This window comes from Mycobacterium sp. GA-1285, assembly GCF_001499905.1.
Classification (GTDB): domain Bacteria; phylum Actinomycetota; class Actinomycetes; order Mycobacteriales; family Mycobacteriaceae; genus Mycobacterium.
The window spans coordinates 1-15,117 of the sequence record NZ_LQIS01000002.1; the positions used below are offsets into that span (position 1 = coordinate 1).

A 15,117-nucleotide genomic window follows, 5' to 3' on the forward strand; every position below is an offset into this window, starting at 1 on the left:
GTCTTCGGCCATCTCCACACCGACCAAACCAACCGACAAGAGCCTTGCCAACCGGCAGCGGCTTGACATAGGAGAAACCTATGACCCACGACTGGTTGCTCGTGGAGACGCTGGGCAGCGAACCCGTGGTGGTCGCGCAGGGCCGTCGAACCCAGAACCTGATCCCGGTCAGTGCCTTTCTGCGGCGTAATCCGCATCTCATGGCCGTCCAGACCGCGATCGGCGAAACGGTGCGCGGGAGACAGGGCTTGAGCAGCATCACCCCGAAGAACGACCGTGTCATCCGCACCGAGGTCGTGCAGATGACCGATGGCCGGATTCACGGCGTACACGTCTGGATAGGTCCGCCCGACATGGAACCTCCGGAGCGGCCCGTGCCCGGGCCGCTGGTCTGGGATCTCGACACCGGAACCGCGACGGCGACACCGGAATCCATGGCCAACAGCGGCTGGGACTCGCATCAGGAGCCGACCCAGCACCGCACATTCGCCGATGACTTGCCGATGCGGGAGCTCAACCCCAGCGAAGCCCAGGTGTTGACGATGGCGATCAAACGCGAGCCGGGCACCACGTTCTGCAGTACCTGGGACGTCACCGACCACCGCGGCGAGGCGATCAGTGTCGGCTTCGTGACGCGGACGGTGCTGGAATCCGGCGATGACGGCCCGGACCGGCTGTTGTGCCGAGCGATGAACTGGCGCAGCGAACGGGAGGAAGAGGTAACCGGACAGGATCGCCTGGCTCAGCGAATTCTCAACGGGCTGGCCCAGCCTGGTGTGCACCGCGCGCTGGTGGACCCGACGAACTGGACCTTGTTGAAGTGGCTCGACGATCCCGCGCCGTTCTTCGACTGGCGGGTGAGCCTGGCCGGCGAGCACGCTGTGCATCCCGATGACCGCGGCGAGATGGAGCGGTTAGCCGTCGAATTCGGCACCGGTATCGCCTCCGGTGTGCTGCGCATGACCGGTGTCGGCGGCAACGAGTGGGAACCGGTGCATGTGACGGTGAACCGGGTCGAACTCGACGACGACGTGTATGCCGCACTCGCAACGCTGCGCCGTCCCCATGCCACCGAGATCGCCCAAGCGGACCGACGTGAACCCTAGTTGCTGACATCGGCAGGGCCCGCGCGGGCCACCGCACGCGCGGCGCCCGCCCCGAACCGGCCTAACGTCACTGGGACCTCCACGGCGACAACGATATCCAGACCGGTTACGTCGCACCGCGCCATGTGGGTTCGCATGGCATCAGCCACCGCCGCCGCCCACGTGCAGGCTTCATCTGGGCCCATAGCGATCCGGTGCGCAGCCGCCAACGCGCCAAGGTCAGCGGCCGCTTGGGCGCGATGTCGCGCCGTCACCACCACACCGACGTAAGCGGCACCCACGGCGATCGTCACCGCGATCGCGATCATCGCCGCGGCGACGATCGTGGCCGAACCCTCGTCAGGCCGAGCCCGGTTCCACCGCCGCCACCGCTCGCGCCTCGACGGTGAACCCGGGCAGTATCGCCGACTGCGCGCTGACGGTGGAGATGACGAACTGACCGTCGCGGTGGGTGACCACGGTGGCTCCGTCTGGTGCGAGATCGCGTGCCGCCGCAACACCGTCGTGGCCACGGGCCGCCAGGCGTGCGGCCTCGCGCGCGGCGTCGACACACCGGATGTGCATCGACACCGCCGTGAGGCCGGCCAGACACAGGACGAGCACGGCGACCAGCGCCGCCACCGCGAACGCCGCCTCGACGGTGGCGCCGCCCCGCTCACCGGCTAGACGTTGGTGTTGAGCGCGCGGCTGATGATGTTGGTCAGCGCGCTGACGATCGAGTCGCCCGTGACGACCGTGTAGAGGATCGCGCCGAACGCGGCAGCCGCGATCGTACCGATCGCATACTCGACGGTCGACATTCCGTCGTCGGCCACGATCAGCATCGTCAGCCGTGCGTAAAGCGTCCGAATTCTGTTGCCCATCATCACTTTTTCTCCCCAATCGTTATCCTTCACCACAACATCCCGGACCGCAGCACGTCTCCGGCCAGCCCGGCGACGACCGGGATGATGCCCAGGCAGAAGAACGCCGGCAGGTAGCACACCCCCAGCGGCCCCGCAATCAGTACGGAGGCGCGTTCGGCCGCGGCTCGGGCGGTGTCCGCGGCGTCGTCACGTGAGCGGACTGCCAGTGCACTGACCCCTTGCGCGAGGGCGGTTCCGGAGGACGCCGACCGGCGTGCCAGCCGCAACAGCGCGTCGACGCTGCGATCGCCGTCGGGTGCAGTAGCCCACGCGGTCGACGGGTCGGCGCCCAGGGCAAGCAGATCCGCCGCACGGAGCAACACCCGGGCTACGCGCGGCGGCGCGGACGGCGCCGCGGCGGCTGCGGCGCAGGCCACCGCCATCCCCGAATGCAGGCAAGCCGCCAGAACGTCGAGCGCGGACGCGAATGCCAACGGGTCTTCTGACCGAACCACGCTGGGTGATACGCGATTCGGGCTGCGAGCACCCCGGATGCGCTCTCGGCCATCGGTGCCGCCGAGAAGCGCGGCGATCGCCAGTAGCAGCGCGGCGAAAGTCATCCGACCACCCGGCGGGTGATCCGATCCGACCAAACCAACCCCAGACACGTCAGGCCGGCACCGATGGCCAAGAGCCATTGGCCGGTCGAAAACAGGAAGCGCAGTGGTTGCGCACCGATCAATTCGCCGAGCCCGACGCCGAGCAACGGCAGGGCGGCGAGCACGGTGGCGGTGGTCCGGGCGCCGGCCATTCCTGCGCTCACCTGAGTCGAGAACCGTTCTCGCGCAATGATATCCCGCTGCGCGGTGTGCATCAGTGTCGCGATGGCAAGGCCGTGCGACTGAGCCAGATACCAACATACCGCGAGCCGTTGCCAATACGGGAGCAACGCCGATCGTCGTGCCACGCTCATCAACCCGGCCGCGACATCGCCTCCCATCCGCGCCCTGGCCGCCACCGTGCGCAGTGATGCCGCGACCGCGCCTTCAGCCTCGTTGGCCGCCGTGTCGAAGGCCGCGACCACATGGACGCCGATCCGCAGTTCCCCGACCAGGACGTCAAGCGCACCCTCCAGCGCATCGGCTTCCTTCGCCCGCTCCCGCTCTCTGCGCCGGCGACGGCTGCGGGCTTCGACGGTGACCGCAGCGACCACCGCCGCCACCACGACCCCGAGCGGAGCAACGACGATCAGGACGACGAGGGCGACGCTCAGCCACAGTGCCAGCGGGACGCGCCACGCACGGCGGCGTCTGCGGGGCGTCGGTGTGTACCGCCGCCGCGGACCGGGGGCGGTCAGAAGCGCCAGCGCCAAAGCCAACGCGGCGGCGCTCACGACCCGCCCCGCTCGCGGATGAGATCGCTCAGTCGCTGAGCGCCGCAGCCAAAGCCGTGCCCGAGACGCCACGCCGTCAAGGCACGGACCCGGCCGTCGGCGCCGGCCGTCAACACCGCGATCTCACTGAGCCGGCGCCTCCCCGCCCGGTCTCGGTCGACATGAATCACCACCTGCACAGCCGCGCCGAGTTGGCTGTGCAACGCGGCCCGGTCGAGACCCCCGAGCGCGGCCAGCGCTTCGAGGCGAGCGGGCACCTCTGCCGGACTGTTGGCGTGCACGGTTCCGGCGCCGCCCTCATGGCCGGTGTTGAGCGCGCCGAGTAGATCGACCACCTCGGCGCCGCGAACCTCGCCGACGACGATGCGGTCGGGTCTCATCCGCAACGCCTGCCTGACCAGGTCCCGCACGGTCACCTCGCCCGCGCCTTCGACGTTGGCGCAGCGAGCCACCAGCTTCACCAGGTGCGGATGGGTTGGAGCGAGTTCCGAGGCGTCCTCCACGCAGACGATGCGTTCGCTCGGGCTAACCGCGCCGAGCAGGGCGGCCAACAGAGTGGTCTTTCCGGCTCCGGTGCCTCCCGAGATCAGAAACGCGAGCCGTGCGCCCACGATGCCGTCGAGCAGCGTTGCCGCGGCCGGGTCGATCGCACCGGCGGCGGCCAGCGACGCCAGGTCATGTGTGGCGGGCCGCAGCACCCGCAGCGACAGACACGTCCCCGCCGAAGCGATCGGCGGCAGGACCGCGTGTAGGCGCACCGTGAACTGGCCGGTGCCCAGCCCGGTCAACTGCCCATCCACCCATGGCTGCGCCTCATCGAGGCGACGTCCTGCGACTAGCGCCAACCGCTGCGCGAGCCTGCGCACCGAGTTCTCATCGGGAAAACGGATCCCGCTGCGGCGCAACCCGTTACCGTCATCCACCCAGACCGCGTCGGGCGCGGTGACCAGGACATCGGTGGTGCTGTCGGCCGACAGCAACGGTTCGAGCACGCCCGCGCCGGTCAACTCGGTCTCCAGCAGCCGCAGACCGCTGAGCACTTCGCTGTCGCCGAGCACACCGCCCGACTCGGCACGTATCGCCGCGGCGACCACCGTCGGCCGAAGGGGTGCCGATTCGGCCGCGAGCCGCTCACGGACCCGGTCGATCAACGAATCACTCATGCGGTGACCGCCGGATGCTGCTGCAGAATCGCCAACACCTTGCCCGCCGCGCGCCCGAGCGGTGACCGCCGGCCGATGCGCAGTCCGCCCCGCTCGAGGGTGACTGCCACACCTGGTTGCGGACGCATCCCCGCCAGCAGCGGCAGCCCGACGATCTCGGCGACCTCCGCCGATCGCAGGCCGCCCGGTGCGGGACCGCGCACCACCACACCCGAATTCGGATTGAGCGTAGAGACCCACCGGGCGACCGTGTCCGCCGCGGCGCAGGACCGCACGTCGGCGGGTGTCAGGACTACCGCCAGATCCGCAGAGGCCAGCGCGGTCTCGGCGGCCGGCGTCGACCGCCTCGGGACGTCGCATACGACGGTCACGCCGCCGCGACTGCCCGCGTCGATCACGGCACCGAGCGGCACGGGATCGACGTCGGACCCAGGACGGCTGCCGGACAGCACGCTGACGTCTCCTACGCGCGGCAGCGCGTCACGCAAGGCCGGGTAGCTCAGCCGTCCGCCCTGCAGCCGCAGATCCGGCCAGCGCAGCCCGGATTCGGCTTCGCCGCCCACGACAAGGTCGATGCCGCCACTCCACGGGTCGACGTCGATCAACAGCGACTCGGGAGCGGTCAACGCCAGCGCGGTGGCGAAGACCGATGCGCCCGCGCCGCCACGGCCGGCGATGACGGCCGCCACCGCACCGCGACCGCCCTCCTCCTGCAACACCTCAGCAGCCTCGGCCAACTCCGCCATCAGCTCGTCGTCCTGCTTCGGCAGGGTGAGAACTCGCTGCGCGCCGACCTCGATGGCCGCCTGCCAATCCGCTTCGCGGGGTTCGGCGCGTCCCACCAGGACGACGCGCGGACGACGCGGCAGGGCACGGGTCACGCAGCGCCTGGCGCCGGTGATGTCGAGCACGACGGCGGCCGCCTCGGTCCAGACCTTGCGGCTGGAGGGCTCCGACACGTGGACGACCGGTACCCCCGCCGCCGCACACACCCGGTCCACGTCCTGCCGCAGCGCGGGGTCGGCGATCAGCGCGAGGTATCCACTTGACGAAGCCACCCTCTTACCCTGTGGCTGGGCGTGCGGCGGCGCCACCGAAGACATTCGATCTGTGGATCAACGCGAACTTGTGGACGAAATACGGGCAGATGCGTAAACGAAAACGCCGTTCCGCAACCACCGGGAACGGCCACACATATCCGGAATGCGAAAGGTCCACAAAAAGGGACGACCCCCGCCAGGGGGGGAGGAGGCGGAGGTCGTCGTGTATCAGCCCCGGGGGGTCGGGCTGATACACACCCGACATAAGCCGGGTAACGCTCACTATACACACGCCAGTCGGCCCAGGCGCAAGTGCTGCGCGCCAAGGAAAGCCGCCCGATTCACGGAAGTGTCGTATCTCCGACACGTGTCATAACCTGCCACTTTGTACACTCTCCCGGTGAATGTCACGCGGGCCCCTATGCTGGCGCTGTGAGCGCACCTAGTCCGGACGCCAAGGCGCCGTACGCTTCCGCGACGGGCGCCGCGACGGCCGGTCCGGTCCGAACCGCCGCCTTCTTCGATCTCGATAAGACGGTGATCGCCAAAAGCAGCACTCTGGCTTTCAGCAAACCTTTTTTCGAGCAGGGACTCATGAATCGCCGGGCGGTGCTGAAGTCGACGTACGCCCAATTCCTGTTTCTCATGTCGGGCGCCGACCACGACCAGATGGACCGCATGCGGGCGTACGTCACGAACATGTGCGCCGGGTGGGATGTCGAACAGGTCAAGTCGATCGTGGGCGAAACACTGCATGACGTCGTCGCCCCGCTGGTATTCGCGGAGGCGGCGGAGCTGATCGCCGACCACAAACTGTGTGGCCGCGACGTGGTCATGGTGTCGGCGTCCGGGGAGGAGATCGTCGCGCCGATCGCGCGGGCGCTGGGCGCCACACACGCGATGGCCACCCGGATGGTCGTCGAGGATGGCAAATACACCGGAGAGATCGCCTTCTACTGCTACGGCGAGGGCAAGGTGGCCGCAATCCGGGAGCTGGCCGCGCGCGAGGGCTATGCGCTCGAGCACTCCTATGCCTACTCCGACTCGATCACCGACCTACCGATGCTCGAAGCCGTCGGGCATCCCAGCGTGGTGAATCCCGACCGCGCCTTGCGCAAAGAAGCCGCAGCCCGCGGTTGGTCCGTGCTCAACTTCTCCAAACCGGTCTCGTTGCGAGACCGGATCCCGGCCCCGTCGGGCGCCGCCATGGCAACCACCGCGGCGGTCGGCATCAGCGCCCTGGCCGCCGGCGCGCTGACCTATTCGCTGTTGCGGCGCTTCGCGTTCTAGCCGACTCTTCGCTCGCCGCCGGGTCCGCGTAACGATCCGGAGTAGCGCCGATTTTGGGCCTTGATGTGACCGCGGTCACGGGGTACAAAGGAATCACGGAAGCTTGGAGAGGCCAAGATCGAGTCGGAAGAGAAGGCTCGAATCTCCCGCTTCAGGCTCCCCGGCACGGAACCCGGCACCCACGCGGAGCACATGCCGCGGAATAGGCAAAAGTGTTGCGGGCCTGCGTATTTGAGAAAAGCGGACGGCTACAGCGGCCCTTTGGGTGGGGTTGCAGTCGAAGCGCATCGACAAGACGCCGAGGCCACCCACGCAACCCACACGAGCACGCTTGGTAACCGGTGTCCGTGCTAGCGGGCGGCGAGCCGAACCACGTTCGGAGCGTCGCCCGCTTCGCATGGCGGGAGTGTGACGGCCGCCTCAGTACGGCCCCTCCGTACGGGCCCCTCAGTACGGCCCCTCAGTACGGCCCCTCAGGACGACGCCTCAGGACGACGCTGCGTCCTGCGCGATCGACAGCGCCTCGCGGGCGCCCGAGTGCAATGCCTGACAGCACAACAGGATCCACGCGGTCAGTCCGTCGGGCGTTCCCGACGAGAAGCCCCGCGCCGCGGTGTTGTAGTCCCCGGACCGGCGCATCCAATGCACCTCCGGCACGCCGAGCCCGTGGGGATCCAGTCCGGTGGTGATCGTCACCAACCGCGACGCGGCCCGCGCCACCACGCCGTCGGCGGCGCCGAACGGTGCGAGCGTGAGGAGTTCGCCGTGCACGACGGCCGCGAGCACCGGCGCGGAAACCCGGGTACCCCCCGTGACGATGTCGGCCAGCAGGGTCAGCCGCGTGCCCACATCCGCTTCCCGGCGGGGACGACCCAACCGTTCGTCTTCGGCGATATCGGCGGCCGCCAGCGCGTGCAGTCGGGCGATGGCCTGCAGCGGAGCGCGCTGCCACACGCCGACCAGTGTCGTCGCCCCACCCTCGACCGCTTCGGACACCCGCAGGGCCCCGGCCAGCACGGGGTCCGGGGTGCCGTCGTCGGATAGCGCAAGCGCACCGCCGTCCAACACCGACGACGCCCGGGCGGCCCGCAGCGCGGCTTCCGCGGCGCTCTTGGGCCAACCGCGAAGGTTGGTCCGGTGCCGGTGGGCGCGGCCCAGCGCTTCGCGGGCCTCCTCGGCGGCCTCCGCCACGCCGGGCAGTTCAGCCAGCGGCGCCAACGGGTCCTTCGCGAAGCCACCGGTCACGGCAGCACACGGTAGCCGACCGGGCGCGCGGCGAAAGCACGTCGTCGGCGCAGTGACGCCAACCGTGACATCCCAATGTGTTTCGTCGACAGGGTGGCTACCCTCACAGTTATGACCGACGCAGCGGCGAATGACACCGAAGTCCAGTCCGTCTATCCCCCCTCGCCCGAGTTCGCGGCGCAAGCCAACGCAACCGCGGAGCTCTATCGAGAGGCCGAGCGCGACCGGCTCGGGTTCTGGGCCGAACAGGCCCGCCGGCTTTCGTGGGAGACACCGTTCACCGAGGTGCTCGACTGGTCGGACGCTCCGTTCGCCAAGTGGTTCGTCGGTGGCAAGCTCAACGTGGCTTACAACTGCGTGGACCGCCACGTCGAGGCGGGCAACGGCGACCGGGTGGCCCTGTACTGGGAGGGCGAACCGGTCGGTGACTCGCACGCGATGACCTACGCCCAGCTCAAGGACGAAGTCTGCAAGGCCGCCAACGCGCTGACCGCACTCGGGCTGCGTACCGGCGACCGGGCCGCCATCTACATGCCGATGATCCCCGAGGCGATCATCGCGATGCTGGCGTGCGCGCGTCTAGGCGTGTTGCACAGCGTGGTCTTCGCCGGATTCTCATCGTCGGCGCTGGCGGCCCGCATCGAGGATGCCGAGGCCAAGTTGGTCATCACCACCGACGGCCAGTACCGCCGCGGTCAGGCGGTGCCGTTGAAAACGGGCGTCGACGAAGCGGTGAAGGGGCAGTCATCCGTCGAGCACGTGCTGGTGGTGGCGCGCACCGGCGTCGACGTTCCGTGGACCGAGGGCCGCGACGTGTGGTGGCACGAGATCGTCGAGGACGCCTCCACCGACCACACCCCCAAGGCGTTCGATTCCGAGCATCCGCTGTTCCTGCTGTACACCTCGGGCACCACGGGCAAGCCCAAGGGCATCGTGCACACCTCCGGCGGCTTTCTCACCCAGTCGTCCTACACGCACTACTACGTGTTCGACGCCAAGCCGGAAACCGACGTGTACTGGTGCACCGCCGACATCGGGTGGGTCACCGGGCACAGCTACATCGTGTTCGGCCCACTGTCCAACGGGTGCACACAAGTGGTCTACGAGGGCACTCCCAACTCCCCGAGCGAGCACCGCCACTTCGAGATCATCGAGAAGTACGGTGTGACAATCTATTACACGGCCCCGACGCTGATCCGCACCTTCATGAAGTGGGGCCGTGAGATCCCCGACGCCCACGACCTGTCCAGCTTGCGTTTGTTGGGGTCGGTCGGCGAGCCGATCAACCCGGAGGCCTGGCGGTGGTACCGCCACGTGGTCGGCGGCGACCGCACGCCCGTGGTCGACACCTGGTGGCAGACGGAGACCGGCGCGATCATGATCTCCCCGCTGCCCGGCGTGACGGCGGCCAAGCCGGGCGCGGCGATGGCGCCACTGCCGGGCATCACGGCCAAGATCGTCGACGACGAGGGCAATGATCTGGCGCCCGAGGCCGAAGGCACCGAGCATGTCACCGGCTACCTCGTCCTCGACCAACCGTGGCCGGCGATGCTGCGCGGTATCTGGAAGGACCCGGAGCGGTTCAAGGAAACCTACTGGAAGCGGTTCGAGAAGCAGGGTTGGTACTTCGCCGGCGACGGGGCCAGGGTCGACGCCGACGGCGACATCTGGGTGCTCGGCCGCATCGATGACGTGATGAACGTTTCCGGACACCGCATTTCGACCGCCGAGGTCGAGTCGGCGTTGGTCGGGCACTCGCACGTCGCCGAGGCGGCGGTCGTCGGGGCCAGCGACGAGACCACCGGCCAGGGCATCTGTGCGTTCGTCATCCTCGAGGCTCACGCCAAGGACAGCGACGACATGGTGCAGGAACTGTCAGCACAGGTCGCCAAGGAGATCGGAAAGATCGCTCGCCCCAGAGAGATTCACGTTGTGCCCGAACTGCCCAAGACGCGCAGCGGCAAGATCATGCGCCGGCTGCTGCGGGACGTGGCGGAAGGCCGAGAACTCGGCGACACGTCGACGCTGGTGGATCCCGACGTGTTCGAGGCGATCCGCGCCAGCAAGGCCGAGAGCTGAGCGAGCACCTGCGCAGGATCAGGCTGCCGAGCCCACCGGGACGAAGCCCGTCCCCGGCCGGTTCTTGGCCGTGATGTCGGCCAACTGCGTGTTAAACGACATCGTCACCGCGGGCGTGTGCAGCGGAATGTACTTGATGACGCACGTCGGCAGCTCCTCGGAGAACGCGCCGTGGATCATGCCGACCAGCCGGTTGTCGACGGTGACGGGCGCGCCCGAATCGCCGGGCTGACCGCACACCTGGTTGACGATGGTGCCCGGCTCCTCGCCCGGCCCCCACGTCACACCGCAGGAGTATCCGGTCGTGCGGCCGAGTTTGCAGGCGATGTCACCGGCGACCGGATCGGGGCCCAGGCCGTCGATCTGAAACCCCCCGACGTTGTTGACGGGGCGCACCTTCTGCGGATCGAACTCGATGACCGCGTAGTCGAGGGCGTCGTTACCGGCCACCATGGTGCCGAGCACCTCTGCGCCGTCCGCGCCCTCGGCGCCGACCTTCGCGCCGGGCCCGCCGCAGTGTGCGGAGGTAAAGCCCACCAGCCGTCCCCGGTTGTCGTTGCCGATCGCGGTGAGCGTGCACAGGGTTTCGCCGTTGACGACCAGGCCCGAGCCGCCCCCCAGCGGGACCAGCCCCTGAGCGTGCACCGCGGCGGACATCGCGACGAGGGCTGCCGCCGCGACGACGACGGTCGCGGCCAGGCGGCACAGCAGGAGGCCGCTGGTCTTCACGTGAACGTTTCCCCTATCGACGCGTCCCGACCTGCCCTGCCACTGATCCAGCCAGTCTATCGTCGGCCGGGATCGTTTGAGCGCACGCCACATGGCAACATGAGTCGCAACCGACACCATCGGGCCTATGCGGAAGGAACCGTCGTGAGCGATCGAAGGACTGGCGCGCCGACCACCGTCACTTCGATACCGCTGGTCGACCCGCACGCGCCCAAAGCCGACCCGTCGATCGGTGACCTGGTCAAGAATGCGACCGCACAGGTGTCCACGTTGGTGCGCGCCGAGGTCGAGTTGGCCAAGGCCGAGATCACCCGCGACGTCAAGAAGGGTCTCACCGGCAGCGTCTTCTTCATCCTCGCGCTGGTCGTGCTGTTCTACTCGACCTTCTTCTTCTTTTTCTTCCTCGGTGAGCTGCTCGACCTGTGGCTGGTGAAGTGGGCGGCGTATCTCATCGTGTTCGGCCTGATGGTCGTGGTCACCGCCATCCTCGCCTTCCTCGGTTACCTCAAGGTGCGGCGCATCCGCGGCCCGCAGAAGACGATCGAATCGGTCAAGGAGATCCCGGAGGCGCTGACTCCGGGCCACGACAAGACCAAGGAGATCACCTCGGGCGACGGAAAGCCCGCGGCGACTGCCGACCCGTCGGGCTGGTAAGTGCCACCACCCGCTCCGTCGGTCGTCCGCATCGACGGGCCATGGCGCCATCTCGAGGTGCACGCCAACGGAATTCGCTTCCATGTGGTCGAAGCGCAGAGCGACGCCACGGCGGGCACCGAGCGGCCGCTGGTGATCCTGCTGCACGGGTTCGGGTCGTTCTGGTGGTCCTGGCGCCACCAACTGCGCGGCTTGACCGGTGCCCGCGTGGTCGCCGTCGATCTTCGCGGTTACGGCGCCAGCGACAAACCGCCGCGGGGCTATGACGGCTGGACGTTGGCCGGTGACACGGCCGGTCTGGTGCGCGCGCTGGGCCATACGAGCGCGACGCTGGTCGGGCATGCCGACGGCGGACTGGTGTGCTGGGCGACCGCCGTGCTGCATCCTCGTGCGGTCCGGGCCGTCGCGGTGGTCAGCTCACCGCATCCAGCGGCACTGCGCGCCTCAGCGCTGCGGCGCCGCGACCAGGGCCGTGCGCTGCTGCCATGGATGCTGCGCTACCAGGTGCCGATGTGGCCCGAACGGACATTGACCCGCAACGACGGCGCAGCACTGGAACGCGTCGTGCGCAGCCGTGCGGGTGACAAATGGCTTGCCACAGAAGACTTCTCCGAGACCATCGCGCACATGCGGCGCGCCATTCAGATTCCAGGCGCCGCACACTCGGCACTCGAGTACCAGCGGTGGGCGGTACGCAGCCAGCTACGCGCTGAAGGCCGGCGGTTCATGCGCTCGATGAAGCGGCCGATCAACGTTCCGGTCCTGCACATGCGGGGTGACGCCGACCCGTATGTGCTGGCCGATCCGGTGTACCGCACTCAGCGTTACGCGCCGCACGGCAGATACGTGTCCGTCGACGGCGCAGGGCATTTCGGTCACGAGGAGGCACCGGACACGGTCAACGACCAGTTGTCGCGCTTCGTCAGGCAGGTATACGGCTAGGCGACGCAGGCTCCGGTCGACACGGGTTCGGTGTTGTTGAGTCTGGCGCGCTGGTGCGACACCTCGTCGGCGGTCAGGACGAAGCCGGTGTCGGCGTCATCGACTGCGGCACCGAACACCACGCCCAGCACCCGACCCTCCCGGTCGATCATCGGCCCACCGGAATTACCTTGGCGCACAGTGCCCCTGACGGTGTAGACCTCGCGCTCGACGGTGGTTGTGCGATAGATGTCGGGACCGCTCAGCTCGATGATCTCGCGGACGCGCGCCGGGGTGGCGACGAAGTTCCCGCCGCCGGGATACCCCATCACCACGGCGTCGGTACCGGTGGTGGCCGGGGTGTCGGCGAACGACAGTGGGGCCGAAGGCAGGTCGGGCACGTTAAGAATCGAGATGTCGGCTTGCGGGTCGTAGGACACGACGAAGGCGTCGTAGGTCTGCCCGTCGGCCTCGACGGTGACGCTCTCCGATCCGGCGACCACGTGCGCGTTCGAGATCACGCGATTGCTGGCCGCGACGAAACCGGTCCCTTCGAGCACCTTCTGGCAACCCGGAGCGACGCCGCGGATCTTGACGACACTGGGGCGGGCCGACGCCACGACGGGGTCTGCGGCCAGGGCGGCGTCCGGCGCATCGACAGCGACGATCGGGGTGCGCCCGAAAGGCTGCAGCACATCCGGCAGACCCGAGGTGTCCAACAATGCCGAAAGCCGCGTCGGCACCTCGCGCAGCCATGCCGGCGCCAGGTCGTTGACCTCCTTGAGCACCTGTGAGCCACGCACGGCCGCGGCCAGGTTCGGCTGGTCCGACGACTGCAGCGGGTACGTCAGCATCCACGCCGCCACCAGGACGGCCACGATCTGTATGGCGACACCGACCAGCGAGTCGACCGCGCGCAGGGGACGGTTGCGGATGGCGCTGCGCACCGCCCGGCCGAGCACCACGCCCGCGATCTCTCCGACGACGACCAACGCCAGGATCAGGAACAGCGTCACGAACAGCTTGGTGCGCGGCCCCTCGATGTGGGCGACCAGATGAGGTGCCAGCAGCACGCCGGCGACGGCGCCGAGAACCACCCCGAGAAACGACAGCATCGACCCCAGCGCGCCCGAGCGCCAGCCCGAAATGCCGGCTACGAAGGCGATGCCGAGGACAAGGAGGTCCACCCACTGTGACGATGTCATGGTTGTGCATCACCGTAACCGGCGCCGCGGCCGACGAGCGCCATTGCGTCCTCCAGTTCGCGCACGTCGTCGGTGTCCCACGGCTGGGCCCATCCGGCGACGTCGAGCATCGCCGAGATCACCTGGCCGGTGAAACCCCACACCAGCATCTCGTTGAGAAGGAAGGCCGGACCCGCGTACCGCCGCGTGTTTGCGCTGCGGTACACCATGATTCGGTTCTCGGGGTTGACGAACGCGCGTACCGGAACCCGGGCGACATGGGCGGTCTCGGCCTCGTCGACGACGCGCACCGGGCCGGGGTCCGGCGAGTAGGCGAGCACCGGTACGACGTGAAACCCCGACGGAGGGATGAACAACCGCTCCATTGTCGTGAGCGGATGTAACCGCCCGCTGTCGATACCGGTCTCCTCATTGGCCTCGCGCAGCGCCGTCTGCACCGGGCTGTGGTCGCCGGGCTCGACAGCGCCACCGGGAAACGCGGCCTGACCTGCGTGGTGACGCAGAGTGCCCGCGCGCACCGTGACCAACAGGTCGGCGTCGTCGGGAACGCCGCCGGTCGGGGAGTCGGCGGGCCCGGAGAACAACACCAGTACCGCCGCCTCGCGCGCGTCGGCCTGCGCTGGTTTCCCCTCGCTGGTGACCATGGCGAGCAGCTCGGGCGGTACCCGTCTGCGGTAGGCCCGTTTGATGTTGCCGGCGTTGTCGAGCAATGGTTTGAGCCAGGCTGGGGCGGCATCGGGCGTCAGACCGCTGCCATCGCTGACCCAGCTCACCGTGGCTCTCCCGTCCTCGCGCCGACCTGCGGCCCCACCGCTGCGGCGATCTCATCGGCGCTGGTGAAAGAGCGCGGCAGGACATCCGCAACGCTACCGTCCGCGCGCAACACCACGGTTGCGGGCATGACGTTCGGTACCCGCAGCGCAGCGGCGATCAGCCGCCTGCCGTCCTGCAGAGTGGGCAGCCGCACCCCCAGTTCGGCCAGCCGCAGCAGCGCCGCCGTCTCGTTCTCGTCCTGGTGCACGGTCAGCACGGTCACGGCCGAACCCATGCGCCGCTGATATTCGGCCATCGCCGGGAGTTCGGCGGCGCACGGCGCACACCAGTACGCCCACAGGTTGAGCACCACCACGCGGCCTGCGACTGCCTCTGCCACGTCGACCATGGCCCCGTCGCCTGCACACTCCAGCGTGATCCCGCGCAGAAGCGGCGGGCCCGCTCCGGACCGCGGTGCGGGACACGGCGGCAGGTCCGCCTCGGCCCGCGGGCCAGCCAGCGCTTCGGCGGTGTCGGCGGCGCGGCGGTCGCGCGCGCTGTGCTGTGACGGTGTTCCGGCGGAGTCGAGGTCGCGGTCCAGCTGCACCCACAGCGCCCACCCGAGCGCCACGAGGATCACGACCACCACGACGGTCCAACGGGTCGAGGTACGCACGGTCGATCGGGTGGTCGG

Annotated in this window: 16 protein-coding genes and 1 pseudogene; 5 read left to right on the plus strand and 12 right to left on the minus strand. The window is 68.8% G+C overall.

Features of this window, described 5'->3' with window-relative positions:
- The first annotated feature begins 80 nt into the window (after positions 1-80).
- On the plus strand, positions 81-1,106 hold the full coding sequence (locus AU193_RS01860) for a PAS domain-containing protein (RefSeq protein WP_064420661.1): 1,026 nt from the start codon (positions 81-83) through the stop codon (positions 1,104-1,106).
- Here the strand turns inward: AU193_RS01860 and AU193_RS01865 are convergent.
- The 7 genes and pseudogenes from AU193_RS01865 to ssd all read right to left on the minus strand — a co-directional run.
- Positions 1,103-1,435 (minus strand): annotated as a pseudogene (locus AU193_RS01865) (Rv3654c family TadE-like protein); the annotation flags it as partial. The gene AU193_RS01860 and the pseudogene AU193_RS01865 sit on opposite strands and share 4 nt — an antisense overlap.
- A gap of 10 nt (positions 1,436-1,445) precedes the next feature.
- Entirely contained in the window at positions 1,446-1,727 is a 282-nt protein-coding gene (locus tag AU193_RS01870) for a TadE family type IV pilus minor pilin (protein ID WP_082682793.1), read from the minus strand.
- Between the two features lie 41 nt (positions 1,728-1,768).
- On the minus strand, positions 1,769-1,972 hold the full coding sequence (locus AU193_RS01875) for a DUF4244 domain-containing protein (RefSeq protein ID WP_064420662.1): 204 nt from the start codon (positions 1,970-1,972) through the stop codon (positions 1,769-1,771).
- Positions 1,973-1,998: 26 nt separating this feature from the next.
- Positions 1,999-2,571, minus strand: a complete 573-nt coding sequence (locus AU193_RS01880; protein WP_064420663.1) for a type II secretion system F family protein — start codon at positions 2,569-2,571, stop codon at positions 1,999-2,001.
- Positions 2,568-3,344, minus strand: coding sequence for a type II secretion system F family protein (locus AU193_RS01885; protein ID WP_064420664.1), 777 nt, complete (start codon positions 3,342-3,344; stop codon positions 2,568-2,570). The genes AU193_RS01880 and AU193_RS01885 overlap by 4 nt, the downstream gene beginning before the upstream one ends.
- Positions 3,341-4,507: a TadA family conjugal transfer-associated ATPase gene (locus AU193_RS01890; RefSeq protein WP_064420665.1), complete on the minus strand. Its 1,167-nt coding sequence runs from the start codon at positions 4,505-4,507 to the stop codon at positions 3,341-3,343. Before AU193_RS01890 ends, AU193_RS01885 begins: the two co-directional genes overlap by 4 nt.
- Entirely contained in the window at positions 4,504-5,565 is a 1,062-nt protein-coding gene (gene ssd / locus AU193_RS01895) for a septum site-determining protein Ssd (RefSeq protein ID WP_305728592.1), read from the minus strand. Before ssd ends, AU193_RS01890 begins: the two co-directional genes overlap by 4 nt.
- Before the next feature lie 414 nt (positions 5,566-5,979).
- Between ssd and AU193_RS01900 the strand changes: the two genes are divergently transcribed.
- The gene (locus AU193_RS01900; protein WP_064420667.1) at positions 5,980-6,837 is read left to right on the plus strand and encodes an HAD-IB family hydrolase; all 858 of its coding nucleotides are present in this window, start codon (positions 5,980-5,982) and stop codon (positions 6,835-6,837) included.
- 486 nt (positions 6,838-7,323) lie between these two features.
- Here the strand turns inward: AU193_RS01900 and AU193_RS01905 are convergent, their stop codons facing one another.
- Complete coding sequence (locus AU193_RS01905; RefSeq protein ID WP_064420668.1) at positions 7,324-8,082, minus strand: hypothetical protein; 759 nt, start codon at positions 8,080-8,082, stop codon at positions 7,324-7,326.
- A 111-nt stretch (positions 8,083-8,193) separates the two neighbouring features.
- On the opposite strand from AU193_RS01905, the gene acs reads away from it, so the two are divergent.
- Positions 8,194-10,161 (plus strand): acetate--CoA ligase, encoded by a 1,968-nt coding sequence (gene acs, locus AU193_RS01910; RefSeq protein ID WP_064420669.1) that lies wholly within the window; start codon positions 8,194-8,196, stop codon positions 10,159-10,161.
- Between the two features lie 18 nt (positions 10,162-10,179).
- On the opposite strand, the gene AU193_RS01915 is transcribed toward acs, so the two are convergent.
- Positions 10,180-10,818, minus strand: a complete 639-nt coding sequence (locus AU193_RS01915; protein ID WP_064420811.1) for a S1 family peptidase — start codon at positions 10,816-10,818, stop codon at positions 10,180-10,182.
- Positions 10,819-11,034: 216 nt separating this feature from the next.
- Here AU193_RS01915 and AU193_RS01920 point away from each other — a divergent pair, with 216 nt between their 5' ends.
- Complete coding sequence (locus AU193_RS01920) at positions 11,035-11,544, plus strand: phage holin family protein (protein ID WP_064420812.1); 510 nt, start codon at positions 11,035-11,037, stop codon at positions 11,542-11,544.
- Positions 11,545-12,486, plus strand: a complete 942-nt coding sequence (locus AU193_RS01925) for an alpha/beta fold hydrolase (RefSeq protein WP_064420670.1) — start codon at positions 11,545-11,547, stop codon at positions 12,484-12,486.
- Here the strand turns inward: AU193_RS01925 and marP are convergent.
- Genes marP through AU193_RS01940 form a run of 3 tightly spaced genes read right to left on the minus strand, consistent with a single transcriptional unit; the run spans position 12,483 to position 15,099 of the window.
- Entirely contained in the window at positions 12,483-13,670 is a 1,188-nt protein-coding gene (marP, locus tag AU193_RS01930) for an acid resistance serine protease MarP (protein WP_064420671.1), read from the minus strand. The genes AU193_RS01925 and marP overlap by 4 nt on opposite strands.
- The gene (locus tag AU193_RS01935) at positions 13,667-14,443 is read right to left on the minus strand and encodes a CoA pyrophosphatase (protein WP_064420672.1); all 777 of its coding nucleotides are present in this window, start codon (positions 14,441-14,443) and stop codon (positions 13,667-13,669) included. The genes marP and AU193_RS01935 overlap by 4 nt, the downstream gene beginning before the upstream one ends.
- Positions 14,440-15,099: a TlpA disulfide reductase family protein gene (locus AU193_RS01940; RefSeq protein WP_064420673.1), complete on the minus strand. Its 660-nt coding sequence runs from the start codon at positions 15,097-15,099 to the stop codon at positions 14,440-14,442. Before AU193_RS01940 ends, AU193_RS01935 begins: the two co-directional genes overlap by 4 nt.
- Positions 15,100-15,117 lie beyond the last annotated feature (18 nt).

Coding starts and splice junctions, on each gene's coding strand:
- AU193_RS01890 (WP_064420665.1), bottom strand. CDS start 4,507: ATGAGTGATTCGTTGATCGACCGGGTCCGTGAGCGGCTCGCGGCCGAA.
- AU193_RS01880 (WP_064420663.1), bottom strand. CDS start 2,571: ATGACTTTCGCCGCGCTGCTACTGGCGATCGCCGCGCTTCTCGGCGGC.
- AU193_RS01875 (WP_064420662.1), bottom strand. CDS start 1,972: ATGATGGGCAACAGAATTCGGACGCTTTACGCACGGCTGACGATGCTG.
- marP (WP_064420671.1), bottom strand. CDS start 13,670: ATGACATCGTCACAGTGGGTGGACCTCCTTGTCCTCGGCATCGCCTTC.
- acs (WP_064420669.1), top strand. CDS start 8,194: ATGACCGACGCAGCGGCGAATGACACCGAAGTCCAGTCCGTCTATCCC.
- AU193_RS01860 (WP_064420661.1), top strand. CDS start 81: ATGACCCACGACTGGTTGCTCGTGGAGACGCTGGGCAGCGAACCCGTG.
- AU193_RS01915 (WP_064420811.1), bottom strand. CDS start 10,818: ATGTCCGCCGCGGTGCACGCTCAGGGGCTGGTCCCGCTGGGGGGCGGC.